General features: G+C 27.2%; 20 protein-coding genes and 2 tRNA genes. 8 read left to right on the top strand and 14 right to left on the bottom strand.

What is annotated here, in order from left to right; translation table 11 throughout:
• Window positions 1-30: 30 nt before the first annotated feature.
• Window positions 31-1,104 carry a tRNA preQ1(34) S-adenosylmethionine ribosyltransferase-isomerase QueA gene (gene queA / locus CRV10_RS03375; protein WP_136130413.1) on the bottom strand — a complete coding sequence of 358 codons (1,074 nt, stop codon included), beginning with the start codon at window positions 1,102-1,104 and terminating at the stop codon, window positions 31-33.
• 31 nt (window positions 1,105-1,135) lie between these two features.
• Window positions 1,136-2,446, bottom strand: coding sequence for a branched-chain amino acid transport system II carrier protein (gene brnQ / locus CRV10_RS03380; RefSeq protein WP_136130434.1), 1,311 nt, complete (start codon window positions 2,444-2,446; stop codon window positions 1,136-1,138).
• Between the two features lie 317 nt (window positions 2,447-2,763).
• Here brnQ and proC point away from each other — a divergent pair, with 317 nt between their 5' ends.
• Window positions 2,764-3,570 carry a pyrroline-5-carboxylate reductase gene (proC, locus tag CRV10_RS03385; protein WP_136130414.1) on the top strand — a complete coding sequence of 269 codons (807 nt, stop codon included), beginning with the start codon at window positions 2,764-2,766 and terminating at the stop codon, window positions 3,568-3,570.
• Window positions 3,571-3,613: 43 nt separating this feature from the next.
• Here the strand turns inward: proC and purK are convergent, their stop codons facing one another.
• Together purK and purE are read right to left on the bottom strand one after the other, a co-directional pair.
• Window positions 3,614-4,714, bottom strand: coding sequence for a 5-(carboxyamino)imidazole ribonucleotide synthase (gene purK / locus CRV10_RS03390; protein ID WP_136130415.1), 1,101 nt, complete (start codon window positions 4,712-4,714; stop codon window positions 3,614-3,616).
• The gene (gene purE, locus CRV10_RS03395) at window positions 4,714-5,229 is read right to left on the bottom strand and encodes a 5-(carboxyamino)imidazole ribonucleotide mutase (protein ID WP_136130416.1); all 516 of its coding nucleotides are present in this window, start codon (window positions 5,227-5,229) and stop codon (window positions 4,714-4,716) included. Before purE ends, purK begins: the two co-directional genes overlap by 1 nt.
• Before the next feature lie 572 nt (window positions 5,230-5,801).
• On the opposite strand from purE, the gene cysS reads away from it, so the two are divergent.
• A complete protein-coding gene (gene cysS / locus CRV10_RS03400) occupies window positions 5,802-7,205 on the top strand; it encodes a cysteine--tRNA ligase (RefSeq protein ID WP_136130417.1) in 1,404 nt (467 codons plus the stop codon).
• Between the two features lie 6 nt (window positions 7,206-7,211).
• Here cysS and folD read toward each other — a convergent pair whose 3' ends face one another.
• The gene (gene folD / locus CRV10_RS03405) at window positions 7,212-8,069 is read right to left on the bottom strand and encodes a bifunctional methylenetetrahydrofolate dehydrogenase/methenyltetrahydrofolate cyclohydrolase FolD (RefSeq protein ID WP_136130418.1); all 858 of its coding nucleotides are present in this window, start codon (window positions 8,067-8,069) and stop codon (window positions 7,212-7,214) included.
• Between the two features lie 190 nt (window positions 8,070-8,259).
• On the opposite strand from folD, the gene CRV10_RS03410 reads away from it, so the two are divergent.
• Both CRV10_RS03410 and coaD read left to right on the top strand, forming a co-directional pair.
• A tRNA-Arg gene (locus tag CRV10_RS03410) sits at window positions 8,260-8,333 on the top strand.
• A 318-nt stretch (window positions 8,334-8,651) separates the two neighbouring features.
• Window positions 8,652-9,143 carry a pantetheine-phosphate adenylyltransferase gene (gene coaD / locus CRV10_RS03415; RefSeq protein WP_136130419.1) on the top strand — a complete coding sequence of 164 codons (492 nt, stop codon included), beginning with the start codon at window positions 8,652-8,654 and terminating at the stop codon, window positions 9,141-9,143.
• Here coaD and mutM read toward each other — a convergent pair.
• Genes mutM through rpmB form a run of 3 tightly spaced genes read right to left on the bottom strand, consistent with a single transcriptional unit; the run spans window position 9,138 to window position 10,366 of the window.
• On the bottom strand, window positions 9,138-9,947 hold the full coding sequence (gene mutM, locus CRV10_RS03420; RefSeq protein WP_136130420.1) for a bifunctional DNA-formamidopyrimidine glycosylase/DNA-(apurinic or apyrimidinic site) lyase: 810 nt from the start codon (window positions 9,945-9,947) through the stop codon (window positions 9,138-9,140). The two genes, coaD and mutM, sit on opposite strands and share 6 nt — an antisense overlap.
• Before the next feature lie 25 nt (window positions 9,948-9,972).
• Window positions 9,973-10,137 carry a 50S ribosomal protein L33 gene (gene rpmG, locus CRV10_RS03425; protein WP_136130421.1) on the bottom strand — a complete coding sequence of 55 codons (165 nt, stop codon included), beginning with the start codon at window positions 10,135-10,137 and terminating at the stop codon, window positions 9,973-9,975.
• Window positions 10,124-10,366, bottom strand: a complete 243-nt coding sequence (rpmB, locus tag CRV10_RS03430) for a 50S ribosomal protein L28 (protein WP_136130422.1) — start codon at window positions 10,364-10,366, stop codon at window positions 10,124-10,126. The genes rpmG and rpmB overlap by 14 nt, the downstream gene beginning before the upstream one ends.
• A 227-nt stretch (window positions 10,367-10,593) precedes the next feature.
• Here rpmB and coaBC point away from each other — a divergent pair, with 227 nt between their 5' ends.
• From coaBC to CRV10_RS03445, 3 genes are all read left to right on the top strand, one after another.
• Window positions 10,594-11,820, top strand: coding sequence for a bifunctional phosphopantothenoylcysteine decarboxylase/phosphopantothenate--cysteine ligase CoaBC (gene coaBC, locus CRV10_RS03435; protein ID WP_199733839.1), 1,227 nt, complete (start codon window positions 10,594-10,596; stop codon window positions 11,818-11,820).
• Window positions 11,789-12,244, top strand: a complete 456-nt coding sequence (dut, locus tag CRV10_RS03440) for a dUTP diphosphatase (protein ID WP_136130424.1) — start codon at window positions 11,789-11,791, stop codon at window positions 12,242-12,244. Before coaBC ends, dut begins: the two co-directional genes overlap by 32 nt.
• A 170-nt stretch (window positions 12,245-12,414) precedes the next feature.
• On the top strand, window positions 12,415-13,233 hold the full coding sequence (locus CRV10_RS03445) for a sugar phosphate isomerase/epimerase family protein (protein WP_136130425.1): 819 nt from the start codon (window positions 12,415-12,417) through the stop codon (window positions 13,231-13,233).
• A gap of 89 nt (window positions 13,234-13,322) precedes the next feature.
• Here CRV10_RS03445 and CRV10_RS03450 read toward each other — a convergent pair whose 3' ends face one another.
• The gene (locus CRV10_RS03450; protein WP_136130426.1) at window positions 13,323-14,189 is read right to left on the bottom strand and encodes a YicC/YloC family endoribonuclease; all 867 of its coding nucleotides are present in this window, start codon (window positions 14,187-14,189) and stop codon (window positions 13,323-13,325) included.
• Between the two features lie 417 nt (window positions 14,190-14,606).
• On the opposite strand from CRV10_RS03450, the gene pyrE reads away from it, so the two are divergent.
• The gene (gene pyrE / locus CRV10_RS03455; RefSeq protein WP_136130427.1) at window positions 14,607-15,248 is read left to right on the top strand and encodes an orotate phosphoribosyltransferase; all 642 of its coding nucleotides are present in this window, start codon (window positions 14,607-14,609) and stop codon (window positions 15,246-15,248) included.
• A gap of 164 nt (window positions 15,249-15,412) precedes the next feature.
• Here the strand turns inward: pyrE and ilvC are convergent, their stop codons facing one another.
• From ilvC to CRV10_RS03480, 5 genes are all read right to left on the bottom strand, one after another.
• Window positions 15,413-16,885, bottom strand: coding sequence for a ketol-acid reductoisomerase (ilvC, locus tag CRV10_RS03460; protein WP_136130428.1), 1,473 nt, complete (start codon window positions 16,883-16,885; stop codon window positions 15,413-15,415).
• 338 nt (window positions 16,886-17,223) lie between these two features.
• Complete coding sequence (gene ilvA / locus CRV10_RS03465; RefSeq protein WP_136130429.1) at window positions 17,224-18,780, bottom strand: threonine ammonia-lyase, biosynthetic; 1,557 nt, start codon at window positions 18,778-18,780, stop codon at window positions 17,224-17,226.
• A gap of 12 nt (window positions 18,781-18,792) precedes the next feature.
• Complete coding sequence (ilvD, locus tag CRV10_RS03470) at window positions 18,793-20,649, bottom strand: dihydroxy-acid dehydratase (protein WP_136130430.1); 1,857 nt, start codon at window positions 20,647-20,649, stop codon at window positions 18,793-18,795.
• A gap of 388 nt (window positions 20,650-21,037) precedes the next feature.
• On the bottom strand, window positions 21,038-21,376 hold the full coding sequence (locus CRV10_RS03475; RefSeq protein WP_136130431.1) for a MaoP family protein: 339 nt from the start codon (window positions 21,374-21,376) through the stop codon (window positions 21,038-21,040).
• Window positions 21,377-21,569: 193 nt separating this feature from the next.
• Window positions 21,570-21,642, bottom strand: a tRNA-Trp gene (locus CRV10_RS03480).
• Between the last annotated feature and the right edge of the window lie 175 nt (window positions 21,643-21,817).

Consider the following 21,817-nt stretch of genomic DNA (forward strand, 5'->3'; position numbering starts at 1 on the left):
CTCATAATCAGCTAAATATTTTTTTAATTACTAATTAAATTTTTCTTGTGGTGCCATAGGATTTTTAGTTATAAACATTGCATCACCATAACTAAGAAAACTATATTTGTTATGAATAGCTGTTTGATATGCATTCATAGTATGCTGATAACCAGCAAAGGAGGATACCAACATAATCAAAGTGGATTGAGGTAAATGAAAATTAGTTATCAAAGCATCTATAATTTTATACTTATAACCAGGATAGATAAAAATATTTGTATAGTCAAAAAATGGTGAAATTATTTTGTTTTCATTTATTTTAGCAGCACTTTCAAGCGAACGAACACACGTAGTACCAACAGCTATAATTTTTTTTCCTTGATTTTTACAGTTAATAACTGCATCTGCCACTTCCTGTGATACTTCCACGTATTCAGGATGCATATTATGATCTTTGATATTTTTAACTTTAACTGGTTGAAAGGTACTAGAACCAATATGTAATGTAATGAAAGCTATATTGACACCTTTTTCTCGAAGTTTATTTAATAAAAATTGATCAAAATGTAGTCCAGCAGTAGGGGCGGCGATAGCACCAGGAATAGTACCATAAACAGTCTGGTACAATTCTTGATCTAAATTAATATCAGGACGTTTAATATATGGTGGTAACGGCATATGTCCGATATTATTAATAATATCGATTACATTTCGATTATCTTCAAAAAATATTTTAAACAACCTACCATAACGCATTATCGATATTGCTTTTACAGTACTTCCATTTTTTTCTAATTGAATCTCCATACCTGGTTTTAATTTATGTGATGCTTTCACTTGTGCTAGAACACAGTTATTATCCAATATCTGTTCTATTAATATTTCAATTTTTCCTCCACTAAGTTTTTTCCTTCCAAATATTCTAGCTGGAATAACACGAGTATTATTTAATATTAATAAATCTCCTGGATTAATTCTATTTGTTATATCACTAAATATGCCATGATTTATAGAACCAGATAATCCATTAAGAAATAATAATCTACATTTTCTACGTTGTTTCGTAGGAAAATATGCAATAAGAGACTTAGGTAAGTCAAAATTAAAATTTTTTATTAACATAAAGATATTATATTTATATTAAAAAATATATTCATCTTAAACCTATAATACGATCGGTAATACCAGCAATAATTAGAACTGTAATTGTTGGTAATAACCAGGAAATTTCATTTATTAATGGCCAATGAATTAGTAAATTAATTTTACTTTTCAAATCAATGAATTTTAAAGCATCTAAAGTACTAAAAATTAGGCTAATTAGTATAGTTGGTATAAATACTCTTGTATTATTGTACCACCATGTTAATGTAAAACTTAAGACCACTAGTATGATGCAAGGTGGATAAATAATAGTTAATATTGGAATAGAAAGTTTTATTAAAAAATCTAACCCAAGATTTGATATCAACATTGAAAATAAACTCAAAAAGCAAACTAATGATTTATATGATAATTTAAAGTATTTAGTTACAAAATCTACCCACGCACAAGTCAAACCTACTGCTGTCAATATACAAGCAATAAAAATTAATATAGCAAGGAAAACACTGCCTATATATCCAAAAGTATTATTCACGTAAACATTTAAAATGGTTGCACCATCTGCATGTTGATTGACTAATCCATTAGTGCTAGAACCTAATTTTAAAAGACCTAAGTAAACTATTGTTAAACCAATGCTAGAAATTAAACCTGCCATTATAGTGTAATATACCAATACTTCTGGTTTTTTTATTCCCCTTGATTTAATTGCATTAACAATCACAACACCGAATACTAATGCACCTAATGTATCCATGGTTAAATAACCATTAAGGAAACCAGTACAAAATGCAGATTTTTGATAATCTTGAGTAGCTGTAGCTAAAGTTAGGGAAGTATTATCATGATGACAAATAAACACAGACAAACTAAGAATAATTAATGCAATGATTTTCACTGGAGCAAGAAAATAACCGATAATATCTAGTAATTTACTAGGATATAGAGATAGAACAGTTACACATAAAAAATATATTATACTATATAATAACAATGGTGTACCATTGTGGTTATTAACTAAAGGTAAAAAACCTACTTCAAAAGAAATTGTTGCTGTACGAGGTATAGCAAATAAAGGTCCGATAAGTAGATAACATATTGTTGCTAATATTAAGCCAGCTATTTTTCCTATAGGAGAGCTAATTACTTCAATACCGCCACCTGATCTTGCTAATGCAATTATAGTACAGATTGGCAAACCAACCGCAGTAATCAAAAAACCTATAGCAGCAATCCATATATATTCACCAGATTGAATACCAACCATAGGAGGAAACACTATATTTCCGGCTCCAACAAATAGAGCAAAAGTCATAAAACCAAGTGCTAAAACATCTCTCAAGGATAATTGATATATCATAATATTTATAGTATCAATATTTGTGTTCAAATTAAAAATGATCTTAATTGAAATGTATTATTTTATAAATCAAGTAAATTTTTTAAAATAAAATATTGTAATGATTTTTTACAAATAAATAACAACAGCATATATTTAGTTGATGCATTGTATAATTATATTAAAACTTATAATTTATGATAGTATATATAGCATTGGAAACTGTTTAAAATGATATAATAGTATATCATGAGTATTGAAATAAAAAATACCTAAGACTATAGTATAATATTAACTATATTTTTATGGAAGCATTTTTCTAATAGGAAATATATAAATTGAAAAAAAATATTGGTTTCATTGGTGTAGGTAATATAGCACAGTCAATCATTAAAGGATTATCAAGAAGTGAATATATTGCTCCTTCTCAAATATGGATTTATGATCATAAATTAACAACCAATAAAGAAGTTAGTCTTAAATATAAGGTTAATTATACTGAAAGTAATATACAGTTAGTTAAGAAAGTTGATGTTTTATTTATATCATTAAAACCTCATGTAATTCTTAAAGAATTGCAAAATATTTCTAATAGTATAAAAGAAAATACAATAATAATATCATTAGCGGCTGGCATTACTATTAATGCAATAGAATCGGTAATTGGAGTTAATCGTAAAATTATTAGAGCAATGCCTAATATTAACTCTAGTATTTGTGCAGGTATGACATCAATAACACCAAATTCATTTTTAAATAAATTTGAAATAGATTTAGTAGAATCTATATTTAGAAGTTTTAGTGAAACTCATCTTGTAGATGAAAAATTAATTCATTCTGTTATAGGAATAAGCAGTTCCGCTCCAGCATATGTTTTTATCTTGATAGAAGCTATGGCTGATGCAGCAGTATTAAGCGGTATGACATATTCAAAAGCATATCAATTTGCTTCACAAGCGGTTAAAGGATCTGCTCAGATGTTATTAGAGACCAGAAAACATCCAGGAGAATTAAGAAACATGGTATGTTCACCAGGAGGTACAACTATAGAGTCCATCAAGGTATTAGAACAAAAAAACTTCCGGTCAGCTATAATAGAAGCTGTTTATAAGTGTATATTAAAATCTAGGGAATTAAGTATGTAATATAAAATAAATTTTAATTGATATAAATTAACTTACATGTTATTTAATATTGCATACTGTCTTCTCTATTTTTTATACAAGATATGTTAGCAGTTGCCCATTTAATGGCATTAGAATAATCGACAGGAAATTGTGATATCAAAGAATTTAAAGCTGTTTTTAAACGAGATTGGTTGTAATCATGTAAATTTAAGTGACCCACTTTTCTTCCTTTAATTACCTTTTTATTATACCAATGTAAATGTAATATAGGTTGTTTGAACCATTCAAAATTTATTAAAATACCAATAAGGTTGATCATTACTGAATATCCAAATACAATAGGACTTGGAAGAGCTAAATTCAGTACTGAACGTAAATGTAGTTCAAATTGACTGATAGATGCTCCATTTTGTGTCCAATGTCCACTATTGTGGACTCTTGGTGCTAACTCATTAATTAATAATCCTTCTGAAGTAATAAAACATTCCATTGTCATCACTCCGATGTAATTAAGTGTTTGCATTATTATCTTAAGCATATTTTCTGCTTGTTTTTGATAAAATGGATTAACTTGCGGCACTGTACTACTAATCAGTAAAATACCTTTTTCATGTAAATTGTTAGTAAGAGGATAGAAAACAGTTTCACCTTCTTTATTACGTGCACCTATAATAGAGACCTCTTTAATAAAATTAACCTTTCTTTCAACAATGCACTTACCGTAACACAAATCAGGTATTTCATGAGTTTTTTGTGGATTTACATGCCACTGACTGTGACCATCATACCCTCCAAAACGACTTTTAACTATCACTGATTCACCCAAAACATCAAATATATTTGGCCAATCATGTCTGTTTGACAACGCTTGCCAAGGTACGGTACTCATTTTTAGTGAATTTAACATCTTTTTTTGTTCTAATCGATCTACTATAAGTGGAAAAATATGTCTATTAATAAACGAAATATGATGTCTTAAGTTTTCTATAACACTATTTTTTGGCCAATATTCTATTTCAGCAATAATTACACTATTTGATATTGGAATATGATTTAAATCACTATTAAAATTAACAGGATAAACCATAATACCTAGCAACTCTCCAGCTTGACGTAGCATACGACTAAGCTGACCATTACCTAACACAATAATAGATTGCATTAATTTTTCTTTTCCCTCGGATTTGGATGATTCAATATCTTATTAGTTTGTTTTTGGCGCCATTTAACAAGGTTTAAAGATAAATTTTTATTATTAACTGCAAGTATTTCTACGGAAAATAAAGCAGCATTTACAGCACCTGCTTTACCAATTGCTAACGTAGCAACAGGTATTCCACTTGGCATTTGTAATATAGAATAAAGACTATCCACACCATTAAGATAAGTAGTTGGTATTGGTACTCCTAATACTGGAATTATAGTTTTTGATGCTAACATTCCTGGTAGATGAGCTGCACCTCCAGCACCTGCAATTATAACCTTATAGGAATTATTTAAAGTACTTTCAGCAAAACTAAATAATCTATCTGGAGTTCTATGTGCTGAAATTATTTCGGTATGGAATAAAATTTCAAATTCATTTAAAATTTCCCCGGCATATTTCATAATAGACCAATCGCTTTTTGAACCTATTATAATCGCTACATCCACTGATGAATCTTTATTAGATAACATAATAAATAACTCTTAATTAAAGATATAAAATCTGCTACTTAGATTAGATAATAATAAGAAAAATTTTTGTTTTAAATCTTTTTACATTTATATTAAATAATTGTTTTATAGTTTCTATTAAACAATTATCCTATCTCCTTATCAAAGTTAGTCATATTATTAATATGTCTTTGTTACGATACAAAGTAAACTGAAATAATTTAAAACTGTTAATAAATAACAGTCTGAAATTGCCTATGAGAATAATTATCTTAAATATTTTTAAATGATTAAAAAATTTATTTTAATAGCTCATTCTATTATACTAAAGTAAAAATTGATAATTACTTCAGATAATAAAATACATTAGTTGCATAATCAAAAAATATTCTAACGAAATTATTCACTAAATTTTAGTAGCAATACTATTGTATAATACAATATATTAAAATTCTATCAATTTTATTTTAATTTATTCATTAATTATTAAAGTTACATGTATTATTGTATTTATAACTTAGCTTATTTAATAAGTTCTATGATATAAATGAATTGATACTAAATATTAAAATTTGACAGCGGAAATAGGTTAGATGCTAAAAATTTATAATACTCTAAGCCATAAGAAAGAAATTTTTAAACCTATAAATAAAGATAAGATTAATATGTATGTTTGTGGAGTGACAGTATATGATTTTTGTCATATAGGACATGGAAGAACATTTGTAGTTTTTGACGTTATTTCACGTTATCTACGTTATATAGGTTATAGATTAAATTATGTTCGTAATATAACTGATATAGACGATAAAATCATAAATCGTGCTAATAAAAAAAATGAATCTATTAAAAATCTTACAAATATAATGATTAAAAATATGCAAAATGATTTTGCATCTATAAATATACTACCACCAGATAGTGAACCAAGAGCTACATGCCATATTTTAGAAATTATTAATATAATAAAAAAACTTATAAATAATGGTTATGCATATATTGCTAATAATGGTGATGTAATGTTTGATGTTCAACAATATCATGATTACGGTAAGTTATCTGGTCAAAAATTAAAAGAATTATGGATTGGTAAACAGAATAAAACTTTAGAAATTAAACGTAATTTTATGGATTTTGTATTATGGAAAATATCGAAACAGAATGAGCCTTATTGGAATTCTCCATGGGGTCATGGTCGTCCTGGATGGCATATTGAATGTTCTGCTATGCAGAATAAAGAAATTGGATTAAATTTAGATATCCATGGAGGTGGATCAGATCTAATATTTCCGCATCATGAAAATGAATTTGCTCAGTCTGTGTGTGCTTACAAAGATACTATTATCAAATATTGGATACATTGTGGTATGGTAATGGTAAATAACAAAAAAATGTCAAAATCATTAGGTAATTTTCTGACTTTACGTGAAGCGTTATTTGATTCTGATTCAGAAACTTTAAGATATTTTTTAATGTCTTCTCATTATCGCAATCAATTAAATTATTCCGTTAATAATCTATCTCAATCTAATATGTCATTAAGAAGTTTATATACCGCTTTGCGAGGTACTAATATAATAAATAACAGTGATATCTTAAAAGGTAATGAAATAAATAAGAAATTTGAAAATCGCTTTTTAAATGCCATGAATGATGATTTTAACATACCAGAAGTATATTCCATAATGTTTGATATGGCTCATGAAATAAATCGCCTAAAAAACAAAAATATGAAATTAGCTAATAGAATATCTTTACAATTACGTAACCTAGCCAGTATATTAGGAATATTACAGCAAGATCCAGATTTATTTTTGCAGAAGAAAAATACAACAAATACTGACATATCAGATGAAATTAATAGATTAATAAAAATTCGTAATATAGCTAGGAATTTAAAAAACTGGAAAGAAGCTGACATTGCACGTAGTAAGCTTGATAAGCTTGGAGTTATTGTAGAAGATAATTTATACGAATCTACGTGGAGATACAAATAAATTCGACTAGTAATTGTGAAATTTTTCACATGCGTGTAAAGTATTTTGAATTAACATAGCAATTGTCATAGGACCAACACCTCCTGGTACAGGAGTTATAAAAGATGCTCTATCAAAAGCTGTTTCAAAATCTACATCACCAGCTAATTTACCGTTGTTAAGACGATTTATTCCTACATCAATTACTATTGCGCCCGGTTTAATCCAGTTACCAGGGACAAATTTTGGTTTACCAACAGCTACAATTAAAAGATCTGCATTTTTTACATGATAAATAAGATTTTGAGTAAAACGATGTGTAACAGTAGTAGTGCAACCGACCAACAGTAGTTCCATACTCATTGGTCTACCTACAATATTTGAAGCACCTATAATTACAGCATTAAGACCGTAAGTATTAATATTATAATATTTAAGTAAAGTTACAATACCATGTGGAGTACATGGACTTAATTTAGGTATTCTTTGGCATAAACTTCCTATGTTATAAGGGTGGAAACCATCTACATCTTTATCCGGCTTTATTCTATCTAATATTCTAAAATAATTAATATTCTTTGGTAAAGGTAGTTGTATTAAAATACCATCAACTGTAATATCATCATTAAGTTTATCAATTAATTGTAATAATTTAGATTCACTAATATTGGATGGTAAGGCATGAAAGAAAGATAAAAAACCAACTTCTTTACACACTCTACGCTTATTAATAACATAAATTTTTGATGCTGGATTATTGCCTATAAGTATAATGGCTATACCTGGCAATCTTTTTCCTCTTTTAAGACGGTTTTCAACTTTTTTTGCTATTTGCAATTGTAATTCTTGTGCAACTATTTTACCATTAATGATCTTTGCTATCATATAATATATCTACTATAGTTGTATTACACTTAAGAAAGTAAGAAATAATATATATTTTATAGTACCATAAAATATCATTTCATAATACTATAATTAGATTTTAATCATATACATTATTGAAAACACTCAACCAAATAATTTTAAAAGTTTATTGATTTATTTTGATTAATGTATTTTAATACAATTTTATGCGCCCTTAGCTTAATTGGATAGAGCAACGGCCTTCTAAGCCGTAGGTTACAGGTTCAAATCCTGTAGGGCGCGTTTCATTCAATAAACTAGTTTTATTCAGTTATATTTTTTGAGTAATTTAAGTAAAATTATTTGATATTTAATGTTGTTTTAAGCACTCAATGTAATTGTTAATATATTTCGAGCAATTACTAATTTTAATAAATTTCGTAAAACTTAATATTTTCTTTGAATTTATGATATATATTTATATCATAAATACTTTATACCATCCATAATATGGTTTTTCATACTCACTATTATTGATTCCATTATAAATATTACAATTTGTATTGAATGTTATTTATGATTCTTTTACTTAATAAATTATAGAATAATAAAGGAATCTTTATGAAAAAAAGTAAAGCAATATATCCTGGAACGTTTGATCCAATCACATTAGGACATTTAGATATTATTAAACGTGCTGCAAAAATTTTTCATTATGTTACTATAGCAATAGTAGCTAGTTCTAATAAATCACTTTTATTTACATTAGACGAACGAATAAATTTAGTTAGAAAAGTTACAAAACATTTATATAATGTTAAAGTAGAGATATTTAATAGTTTAACAACTGATTTTGCAAAAAAACAAAAAGCAAATATATTAATTAGAGGATTACGTGCAGTTACTGATTTTGAATACGAAATGAAATTAACCTATATGAATCAATGCCTAGCACCAACAATAGAAAGTATTTTTTTTATGACTTCTAAAGAGCTTTCTTTTATTTCATCTTCTTTGGTAAAAGAAGTAGCTTATTATGGTGGAGATGTATCAAATTTATTGCCAGTTTCAGTTAACCAAGCATTAGTTACAAAAATGAAAAATCAATTATAATTGGCATTTTGGACACCAATAAGTACTTCTTCCTCTGTATTTTTCTTTAATTATTAATGTTCCACAAACCAAACATGGTTTGTTAATACGTCCATATACTTTTAATTTTTTAATAAAACTGCCTGGTTCACCATTAATTTGTACAAAATCACGTAAAGTAGTTCCTCCGCATTTAATTGCATTGAATAAAATTAATTTAATATTTTTAACAAGGAATTCTATTTCTTCTTTTCTTAAATCGAATGAAGGACGCATAGGAATAATACCTGTTGCGAATAAAATTTCATTTGCGTAAATGTTACCTATACCAACAACAATTTTATTATTCATAATAGATTGTTTAATACTGGCTTTTATATCATGTAATTTAGTTAATAAATAATTGTTATTAAATTTATTACCTAATGGTTCTACGCCAAGGTCATTTAGTAAAGTATGGTTCGATAAATCATTAGTCCAAAGTAATGCTCCAAAGCGACGCTGATCTGTATATCGTAATATGCTATCATTTTCCATCAGTATATCGATATGATCATGTTTTTGCGGACAGATATATTTATTATGTAAACTTAACCTACCAGACATCCCAAAATGGATTATAATCCATCCAGATTGTAGTTGTATTAACAAATACTTACCCCTACGTTTTATATTTAATATAAGCTGATTTCTTAATTTTAAGATTTCTTCTGAAATTGGCCATCGCAAATATAAATTGCGTACTACTATACGAGTAATGATTTGATTAATTAAATAAGGCCTAATACTGATAAGATAAGATTCTACTTCTGGAAGTTCTGGCATTAACTATCTCGTAATAATTTAGAAATTATTTAATCTTAACTTCTTTATAAGAAACATGTTTCCGAATAATAGGATCAAATTTTTTTAATTGTAATTTTTCAGATTTATTGTTTTTATTTTTTGTAGTAGTATAAAAATGTTTAGAACCAGAAGAAATGAGTTTTATTTTTTCACGATTACTTTTTGCCATAGTTAATACCTGAATTAATTTTATTCAAAAAAAGATCTATACCTTTTTTATCTATAATACGCATACCTTTCGCAGATACCCGTAAAGTAATAAAACGTTTTTTACTTTCAATCCAAAATCGATGATAATGTAAATTTGGTAAAAAACGACGTTTAGTCGCATTCATAGCATGAGAACGGTTATTACCAAAAAGTGGATGTTTACCAGTAATTTGACAGATTTTTGACATATCCAGTATCCAATTTGATTATTTAGCAGATTTTAATCTACTGTTAATAATATATTAATTAAGGTACAACATCAAATAAAATTCTACTTTTTATAGAGATCAACATTAAATGATGTATTTGATATCAGCTATCTTTACTATACTATAGTATTTTAAAAAAATCAGATAAAATAGAAAACATCAATTTTCTTAACATAATTTAAATTTTCGTATTTACGGATCAAAATATAATGAAATTAGTTAGTAGAAAAATCCTTTTAGGAGTTAGTGGAAGTATAGCTGCTTATAAAATACCCGAATTGGTACGTCGTTTACGTGATCATGGTGCAGAAATTCGTATAATGATAACAGAAGCGGCTAAATATTTCGTAACACCACTTAGTTTACAGACAGTATCAGGCTATCCAATATCTGAATCTTTAAATTGTCAATTTAATAATTCTACACTAAATCATATTAATTTAGCTAGATGGGCTGATTTAATCATATTAGTTCCTGCAACTGCTGATTTAATTGCACGTATTACAGTGGGTATGGCAAATGATATCGTTACTGCTACATGTCTTGCTAGTATTACACCTATTGCAATAGTTCCATCTATGAATACATATATGTATCATTCTCCTATTACACAAAACAATTTAAAGAATTTATATGATCGAGGTATATTAATTTGGGGTCCTGAGTTTGGATCTCAAGCTTGTGGAGATAATCATTTAGGTCGTATGTTAGAACCTATATCAATTGTGTATTACATAATAAAATGGTTTTTATCTAAACATGACCTTAAACATTTAAACATTATGATTACTGCAGGTCCAACACATGAATCAATAGATCCAATACGTTATATTACTAATCAGAGTTCAGGCAAAATGGGATTTTCTATTGCATCAGTAGCAGCTAAAAGGGGCGCTAATGTTATACTAATTAGTGGACCAGTAAATTTGCCTACTCCAGAATGGGTTAACCGTATTAATGTAATCACTGCAATTGAAATGAAAGAACAAGTAATGAGTATTATAAATAAACAACATATTTTTATTGGTAATGCAGCTGTATCAGATTATAGAGCAGAAAAATTTTTTAATAAAAAAAAAAAAAAGACAAAAAAAGAAAAAATTAAATTAAATTTTATAAAAAATCCTGATATAGTTGCCAGTGTAGGTTTCCTACAAGAAGGAAGGCCATTTGTAGTGGGTTTTTCAGCTGAAATTAACAATTTAAAAAAATATGCTAAGAAAAAATTAGCTGATAAAAATCTTGATTTAATATGTGCTAATTATGTTACTAAATTAGGACAAGGATTTAACAGCGATACTAATACAATTTATCTATTTTGGCATAAAGGAGAAAAACACTTACCAAATAATAATAAATTATTACTTAGTAATCAATTACTTAATGAGATTATTTATTTATATGATAAAAAAAATAGATATGAAAATTCTTGATTCTCGTTTAGGTAAAACATTTCCATTACCTAGTTATATAACACCTGGTTCTGCTGGAATAGATTTACATGCTTGTATATATTCTACCCTAAAAATTACACCTAATGATACTAAATTATTACCTACAGGAATATCAATTCATATTTTAGATCCTGAAGTAGCAGCAGTTATTTTACCGCGTTCTGGTTTGGGACATAAGAATGGTATTGTGTTAGGTAACTTAGTAGGATTAATAGATTCTGATTATCAAGGAGAATTAATGATGTCTATATGGAACAGATCTCAGAAAAGTTTTTTTGTTAATCCAGGTGATAGAATAGCGCAATTAGTCTTTGTTCCAATAATAAAAATAGAATTTAATATAGTAAATAATTTTACTCATAGTACACGAGGAAAAAGTGGGTTTGGTCATTCTGGAAAATAATTAATACATAATCAATTAATTTGATTAATTTAATAAATTTATCATTTTAATATAACTTGAAAAAACAGATGCCATTATATCAATATATATTATTAAGTAATAATATTATATCATTTATATAATCTGTCTTTATCAAGATCCTATATTAATGATTATTAAGGAACCTATTGATGAAGACAAATAACCTTAAATTCCTTAATTTGGTATTACTAGGTGGCAAAACGGAGCAAAAATTATATGCAGCATGTAAAGCGGGTTTTGACCAAGTTGAGATTTGGCGAGAAGATATACAAAATAACTCTAAAGGATTATCTTCAATTACAAAACTTGCAATTCAAAAAGGAATAGGTTTTACAAACTTGCAAGTATTACGAGATTTTACTGGTATACCTAATGGACAATATATACAAAAACGTAAAGAATTACGCCAATTTATTCATATTGCACAAGCAATTGGATGTGATGCAATTCAAGCACCTGCTAGCACTAGAGAAGATTGTTTAGTAGATAAAATAGATGATGATCTACGTTGGATGGCATCTGAAGCAATTAGATATAAAATGAAAATTATGTATGAGCCTATGGCATGGTGTAGCGTTGACAATACATTACCGCTTGCATGGGAACGCATAAAACGGTTAGATCAACCTAATATCGGTTTAGTTGTTGATTTATTTCATGTTTATGCTTTAGGAGGAGATGCTCTACAATTAGATGATATTCCAGTAGATCGTATTTATGAAGTACAATTATGTGATATAGCTGAAAAACCACCAAAAGATAAAAACAGTCTGATCAATATAGCACGCCATGAACGCCAACTTCCAGGAAAAGGAATAATTCAAATTGATTGTTTTATAGACAAACTAAAAAGTATTGGATACCGAGGTCCAATTGGAATTGAAGTTTTTAATGATAAACTTAAATGCTTACCTCCTGAGGAAGTCGCGCAGCAAGCATGGACGGCCTTAAACAATTATTGGCCGTAATATTAAATATTATTTTTATTAATAATTATAATCATAATATGCATACAATATTAAAAAATCATTTTTAATATTGTAAATAAAAAATCAAATTATTCAATATTTTGAATTTGTTCACGAATTTGTTCAATTAATACCTTTAGTTCTATCACACATATAGTTATTTCTGAACTAATTGATTTTGACAATAGGGTATTAGACTCACGACTAAGTTCTTGCATCATAAAATCAAGTCTTTTACCTACTGCACCTTGCATTTTTAAAATATTAAATATTTCCTTAATATGCGTATCTAAACGATCTAATTCTTCTGTTATATCAATACGTTGAGCAATCATTACTAACTCTTGTTCAAGTCGGCAATGTTCTAATTGTAATTTAATATGTTTTAATTTGTCAAATATACGTTTATGTTGTAATTTCAACACTTCAGGTATATATAAACGTATCTTATTTATTTCATTTTTTATGCTATATAACCTTTCTTCAATTAACAATTTCAATTCGTTACCTTCATTTTCACGTGTTTGAATTAAATTGTTTATTGCTTGATTCATTGCATTTAATATTTCAGAATCAATAATAACATTATATTGTTCTGATGCAGATATTACACCTGGCCAACGTAAAATTTCTAGTAGATTAATAACGCCATTTACATTATTTTGTATTTTAATCCAACGAGTAGCATCTATTATTTGTTTTACTAATTCTTGGTTTATATTTAATTTATTATTGTATGTACAATTAAATTCAATACTTAAAGTACCTTCAATTCTGCCACGTATAAGACGTTGTCTAATACTTTTTTTAATTTTAACTTCTAATTTTCTAATATATTCTGGTAAATGGATGTATATTTCTAAATAGCGTTGATTAACTGAACGAAACTCCCAGTTAATAACACCCCAATAACTTGTTGTTTTATAGCTAGCATAAGCAGTCATGCTTTTAATCATAAGTAATGCTCGTAATGAAAATTGTTCAGTAAATATTATGTTTTATATAGTTTCAATAAAATAATCTCAATTAAATTATTATTTAATTGTAAAATATTAGATGCTAATTAATTATATTATCATGTTATTTATAAATCATTTAAATAAGTAAATATTTATCGGCAATATTTTTATTAGAAAACTGATGTATCAGAAATATTAATGAAATTAATATTTCAAATTAACTATTTTTTATAGTTATATCAGATAATATTATTATCATTGTATTATTTGTAAATAAATACACATTAATATTTTATTTAAAAATATGCTTATTTGAATAACAACTAACTAGATAAACAATCTGATAATTTTTATTAATTATACATAATCTTATATTTTAAATAATAACTAAATACAAATTTAATGGGATTTGACATGAAAGAATGGCAATATAAATTTATTGAATTTACTTTAAAAAAGCAAATAATAAAATTTGGAAATTTTACTTTAAAATCAGGTAGGAAAAGTCCATATTTTTTTGATATAGGTTCTCTATCCAATGGATATGATTTATCTAAACTAGGATGTTTTTATGCACAAGCATTAATAGATAGTGGAATTAAAATTGACGTTCTATTTGGTTTAGCATATAAAGGTATTCCAATTGTGACAGCTATGTCTATAATTTTAGCTAGAAATCATAATATTAAAATACCTTTTTGTTTTAATAGAAAAGAAATTAAAGGTTACGGTGAGGGAGGAGTATTAATAGGTAGTAATTTATATGGCAAAGTGATGCTAATTGATGATGTAATCACAACAGGAATAACAATTTATGAATCCATTAAAATTATTAATAGTTATGAAGCCAATTTAACTAGCATCTTAATTGCACTTGATAGAGAAGAACATAAATTTACTAAAACCAATGATATAAAAGGAATTGAAAATGATTATCAATGTAAAATTATATCTATCATAAGTCTTTCTAATTTAATAGAATATCTAAAAAAAGAACCAAATATGTCTAATAATCTAAAACATATTTATTCTTATCAAGATAAATACGGAACATGATAATTTACGTTATAGCAACTTAACTATTATTTAATATATCATATATCTATACATATTTATTGCTTTTAGATATATAGATCAATTAAGTAATTAACAATTAATTAAATAAATAATTGAATTAATTGTTAATATTTTACTATATTAGTTTTCATTACTAAATGGTTTTAAACATAATTATTTTTTTCTTTAGTCATATATCCACGAAGTTGTCGACCAACTATTTCAACAGGATGTTGTTTAATTAGTTCGTTTATATCATTCAATTTTTCATTATCAATGATATTATCGTGAATTGATTTACCTAAATCAGTAGGTTTTAAGTGTGTTATAAATTCTTTTAATAAAGGGATTGCTGCACATGAAAATAAATAATTACCATATTCAGCTGTATCAGATATAACTAAATTCATTTCATAAAGACGCTTACGTGCAATAGTATTTGCAATAAGAGGCAATTCGTGTAAAGATTCATAATAAGCGGATTCCGGTAAAATACCAACATTAATCATAGTTTCAAATGTTAGTTCGATACCAGCTTTTATTATTGCAACCATGATTGTTCCTTTATCGTAATAATCTTGTTCTTTGATTTCTTCTGTATGATTGTAATCAGATCTTTCAAAGATGGTATCCAGAGTTTTTTCACGCCAAATATGTAAATTTTTATCATTATTTGTCCAATCGTTCATCATGTTAGATGAAAATGTTCCAGAAATAATATCATCCATATGCTTATGAAATAATGGCTTCATAATTTTTTTTAAAGTTTCAGCAAGATAATACGCTCTAATTTTTGATGGATTGGATAATCTATCCATCATTAAAGTAATACCACCTATTTTCAAAGATTTAGTAATAGTTTCCCATCCAAATTGGATAAATTTTACTGCATATGAAATATCAAAACCTTCAGATATTAATTTATCAAAACATAATAATGACCCTGTTTGTAACAAACCACATAAAATAGTTTGTTCACCCATCAAATCAGACTTAACTTCAGCTATGAAAGATGATTCTAAAACACCTGCTCGATCACTACCTATAGCAACAGCCCAAGCTTTAGCAATATTTATTCCTTCATTTCTTATATCATTTTCTGGATGTACTGCAATTAATGTAGGTACACCACATCCTCTAATATATTCTTCTCTGACTTCAGTGCCTGGACATTTTGGAGCAACCATAATTACAGTAATATCACTGCGTATAATTTCTCCAACTTCAACAATATTAAAACCATGTGAATAACCTAATACAGCTCCATGTTTCATCAAAAGCTGAACAGATTTAACTACTGTAGCATGTTGTTTATCTGGAGTTAAATTAATTACCAAATCTGCATCTGGAATCAATTCTTCATAAGTTCCTACTTTGAAATTATTATTGATTGCATTAAACCATGATTTATTTTTATTATCTATAGACTCTTTGCGTAAAGCATAAGCAATATTTAATCCGGAATCACGCATATTTAAACCTTGATTCAATCCTTGAGAACCACAGCCTACAATAACAATTTTATTATCTTTTAAATATTTAATTCCATTTATAAATTCATTTTTATTCATGAAACGACATTTACCTAATTGTATTAACTGATTACGTAAATTCAACGTATTAAAATAATTAGACATAATTACCCCATGTATTTTTATTATTTATTGAAATTTATTGAGATGAGAAGTTGTTAGACAAATTAATTATTATGGATCATTTATAACTTTAAAATTATTAAATAAGTTATTAAATATTAATGAAACAATTAAATATTCTTTATTTATATTTATATAATAATCAATTAATTATTTTTATTCGATAAAATAATATAAACACACAAAATTTATTGTGAATTGCAAACAAGTTTCAAAAATATATTTGTTATTATTTTTTATAAAATCACATAGATAAAATAATCAAAATATTATTATTAATAATTTATGAAAAATCATTATTAATGTGATCTTTGCATAATTCATCTATAATTTCTTAAAAAAAAGTGAAATGCTGGATTATTTGTTTCTTCATGAAAATTATAACCTAAAGTTATAAGATGTTTTTCTAAATTACAATTACTATTACTTGGTTGAAAAGCTGCTAAAACACGTCCATAATCAGTTCCATGACTACGATAATGAAATAATGAAATATTCCAATTATTACTTAATACTTGAAGAAATTTTAATAAAGCACCAGGTGCTTCTGGAAATTCGAAACTAAATAAACGTTCTTCAAAATTTTTCAAAGGTTTCCCGCCTATCATATAACGTATGTGTAATTTAGCTATCTCATTGTCAGAAAAATCAATTATTTTATAACCTGCATTTGTCATGTGATCAATTATTTCATTTCTTTCTTTAAAACCATTAGTTAAATGCACTCCAACAAAAATATAAGCTCTATTAGTGTCTAAGTAACGATAACTAAATTCAGTTATAGAGCGATTACCCAAATTCTGACAAAATTTTAAAAAACTACCATATTTTTCTGGAATTACAGCAGCGAGTAGTGCTTCTTTTTTTTCACCTAGTTCACAACGTTCTGATATATATCGTAAGCTATGAAAGTTCATATTAGCTCCTGATAAAATATGCACTAAACGTTCCCTTATAATATTATTTTTTTTTATATATTTTTTCATACCTGCTAAAGCAAGTGCTCCAGAAGGTTCAGCGATTGCACGTATATCTTCGAATAAATCCTTCATTGAAGCACATATAGAATCACTATCTACAGTGATTAGATCATCTAATAAATATTCTTTACATATTCTATATGTTTCTTTACCAATACACTTTACTGCTACTCCATCGGCAAATAATCCAACATTATTTAAATGTATTGGATAACCAACTTCTATTGCTTTTTTTAAGCAAGCTGATTCTTCAGATTCTACTGCTATTATTTTAATTTGTGGAATTAGTTGTTTAAGTAAAATTATTATTCCTGCAATTAAACCGCCCCCTCCAACAGGTACAAATACCCTATCAATATGAGCATCTTGTTGCAATAATTCCATTGCTAAAGTAGCTTGCCCAGCTATTATAGCCGGATGATCAAATGGAGGAATAAAAGTATATCCATGTTGTTTAGACATTTCTATGGCTTTAAATTTTGCTTCATCAAAATTATTTCCATATAGAAAAACTTCACCTCCAAATGAATATACTGCATCAATCTTAATATCCACTGTTGCTTTCGGCATTATAATTAATGATTTTATTCCTAGTTTGTTAGCAGAATATGCAACTCCTTGTGCATGGTTCCCAGCTGAAGCGGTAATTACTCCACGTGCTTTTTGTTCTTGATTTAATCCTACAATCATTGCATAAGCACCTCGTAATTTAAAACTATGTACCGGCTGATAATCTTCACGTTTTACTAAAATTGTATTATTTAATTTTAATGATAATTTTTCCATTTTTTGCAAAGGAGTTACTTTTGCTATTTCATATACTGGTGATTTTAATATTGCACGTAAATATTCAGCTCCACATATTACGTGATTAGATGATGATTTTGATAAAAACATTCATTTATTAACCTAATCATAATTTCTTAATTTATTTTTATCTCGTACTGCACCTTTATCAGCACTAGTAGCTAATGATGCATATGCACGAAGTGCATATGAAATTATGCGTCTACGATGAAAAGGTTTAAATGCTTCTTTACCTCGTAATTTTTCTTTTTGATATCTACTGAATAATTCATCTTTTGATACCAATAAACTAATCTCTCTATTAGGAATATTTATGTCAATTAAATCTCCATCATGTACTAATGCGATAGTTCCCCCATTAGCTGCTTCAGGAGAAATATGACCAATAGAAAGACCAGATGTACCACCAGAAAAACGACCGTCAGTAATTAATGCACAATTTTTACCAAGTCCAATAGCTTTTAAATATGTAGTTGGATATAGCATTTCTTGCATGCCTGGACCTCCTTTTGGTCCTTCATAACGAATAACTACTATATCTCCTGAAATTATTTTACCATTTAGTATAGCTTTTACTGCATCTTCTTGACTTTCATATACTTTAGCCTTACCTCGAAAAATTAAAATACTCTTATCAACACCTGCAGTCTTAACAATACAACCATCTTGAGCAAGATTACCATATAGTATAGCTAAACCACCATCTTGAGAAAAAGCAAATTCACGTGAACGAATACAACCATACCTTCGATCATTATCTAATGAATCCCAATAGTGATTTTGTGAAAATGCTTTTAAATTATGTAGACCTCCTGGTGCTGCTCGAAACATTTTTTTTATTTCATTATTTTGAGTTACAATAATGTCATATTCATCTAATGTTTCACGCAGACTAAAACCTAAAATATTATGTACTTGGTGATTTAATAATCCAGCACGATCTAATTCACCCATAATACTCATTACTCCACCTGCACGATGTAAATCTTCCATGTGATATTTTTTAGTATTAGGTGATATTTTACATATATGAGGTACTTGACGAGAAAGAATATCAATATCCGAAATATTAAATTCAATTTCACCTTCTTGTGCAATAGCAAGTAAGTGCAAAATAGTATTTGTAGATCCCCCCATTGCTATATCTAACATCATAGCATTTCTAAAAGCATATTTATTTGCTATACTTCTAGGCAATACGCTATGATCGTTTTGTTCATAATACTTTTTTGTTGCATCAACTATTAATTTACCAGAATTAATAAATAAATTTTTGCGATAAACATGTGTTGATAATAATGATCCATTTCCTGGTTGAGATAAACCTAGTGCTTCAGTTATACAATTCATTGAATTAGCTGTAAACATACCAGAACAAGAACCGCAAGTTGGACATGCTGAACGTTCTAAGATTTGTTTATCTTGATCAGTTATATCTTCATTGATTCCATAGATCATCGCATCAACTAAATCTAGTTTAGTATTTACAATACTAGGAATATTATTTTTACCAGCTTCCATAGGACCACCAGAAACAAAAATTGCTGGTATATTAAGACGTAATGCTGCCATTAGCATACCAGGTGTAATTTTATCACAATTAGAGATACATACCATAGCATCAACACAATGTGCATTTATCATATATTCTATAGAATCAGCAATTAATTCACGAGAAGGCAAAGAATATAACATACCGCTGTGGCCCATAGCTATACCATCATCTATTGCAATAGTATTAAATTCTTTAGCAACACCACCACAATATTCAATATGTTTAGCAACTAACTGACCAATATTATGTAAATGAATATGACCTGGAACAAATTGGGTAAATGAATTCACTACAGCAATGATAGGTTTATCAAAGTCATCATCATTCATTCCTGTTGCACGCCATAAAGCACGAGCTCCTGACATATTTTGATCTGTTGTAGTCGTAGATCGATATTTAGGCATAAATTTTACCCTATTAATGAATAATATCATTGTTTTTATTTTAATATGGATTATGTATTTAACTAGTACTATCATTTTATAATGAGTAATGTTATTAAACATACAAAATATTCTTATGTTTTCATAAGATTTTAACTACAAAATAAAAATAAATATTAATTGAAAAATATCTTATATAAATCATTAACAATTTACATATCAGAATCATTATAAACAATATTAATACAATAAAATTCTAAAACATTACAAATATAATTAATCAAAATCAAAAACAAATTTTAATAAATATAAAATAACTATTTTTACAATTAAAAATTAAAATAACTATTTTTTAAATATTAAATCAAAATTATTGTATTCTTAAAAAATAAAATTGAAAACTATTAATCTAATCATCACCATCATTATAATCTTCTGAATTATCACTTTGCAGTTGACCTCCTGATAAAGTATGGAAACGTTTAGGACGCTTAATAAAAGTAATATATTTTAACCAAACATGTTCTGCTTCTGTTTTCGGTTCACGTAATCCTTTGCATACTTCAATAAATAAACGTTCTTCCTCATTTATTGGTTCACGTTTGGATAAACTTAATTCATTAAAAGAAAAACCGTATAATTCAAGAAGTCGTGCTTCTTTTATTGTAAAATCACCATGACGAGCAAAACCATATGGATAATTTTTATTATCGAAAAAAAGATGTTCACTAAAAAAACTTTTTACCATAATATTCTTCCTAAATTATTATCTAATTAAAATATTGTTCAAAATAAAATTTAAATATAAAACTATTCCATATGAATATTTTAACAGTTTATAATTTTATGTAATGATTAGTTTTAAAGAATTCACATAAAATAATATTATGTAACTAATAAAGTTAGAAAGAAGTGTGTTGTTACAAAGGGAAATTTTTATGCAGGGGTGGAGGGATTTGAACCCCCAACAGCCGGTTTTGGAGACCGATGCTCTACCAATTGAACTACACCCCTGTAGGCAGGAAATGAAATAGGAAATGAAATAAAGAATTATAATTCAACAAAAGCAATCTAAGAGATTTTAGATTAGCATACAAAAATTAATGCCTGGCAGTTTCCTACTCTCACATGGAGAAACTCCACACTACCATTGGCACCACGACATTTCACTTCTGAGTTCGGCATGGTT

The organism is Candidatus Pantoea edessiphila (assembly GCF_002933355.1).
Classification (GTDB): Bacteria; Pseudomonadota; Gammaproteobacteria; order Enterobacterales; family Enterobacteriaceae; genus Pantoea_C; species Pantoea_C edessiphila.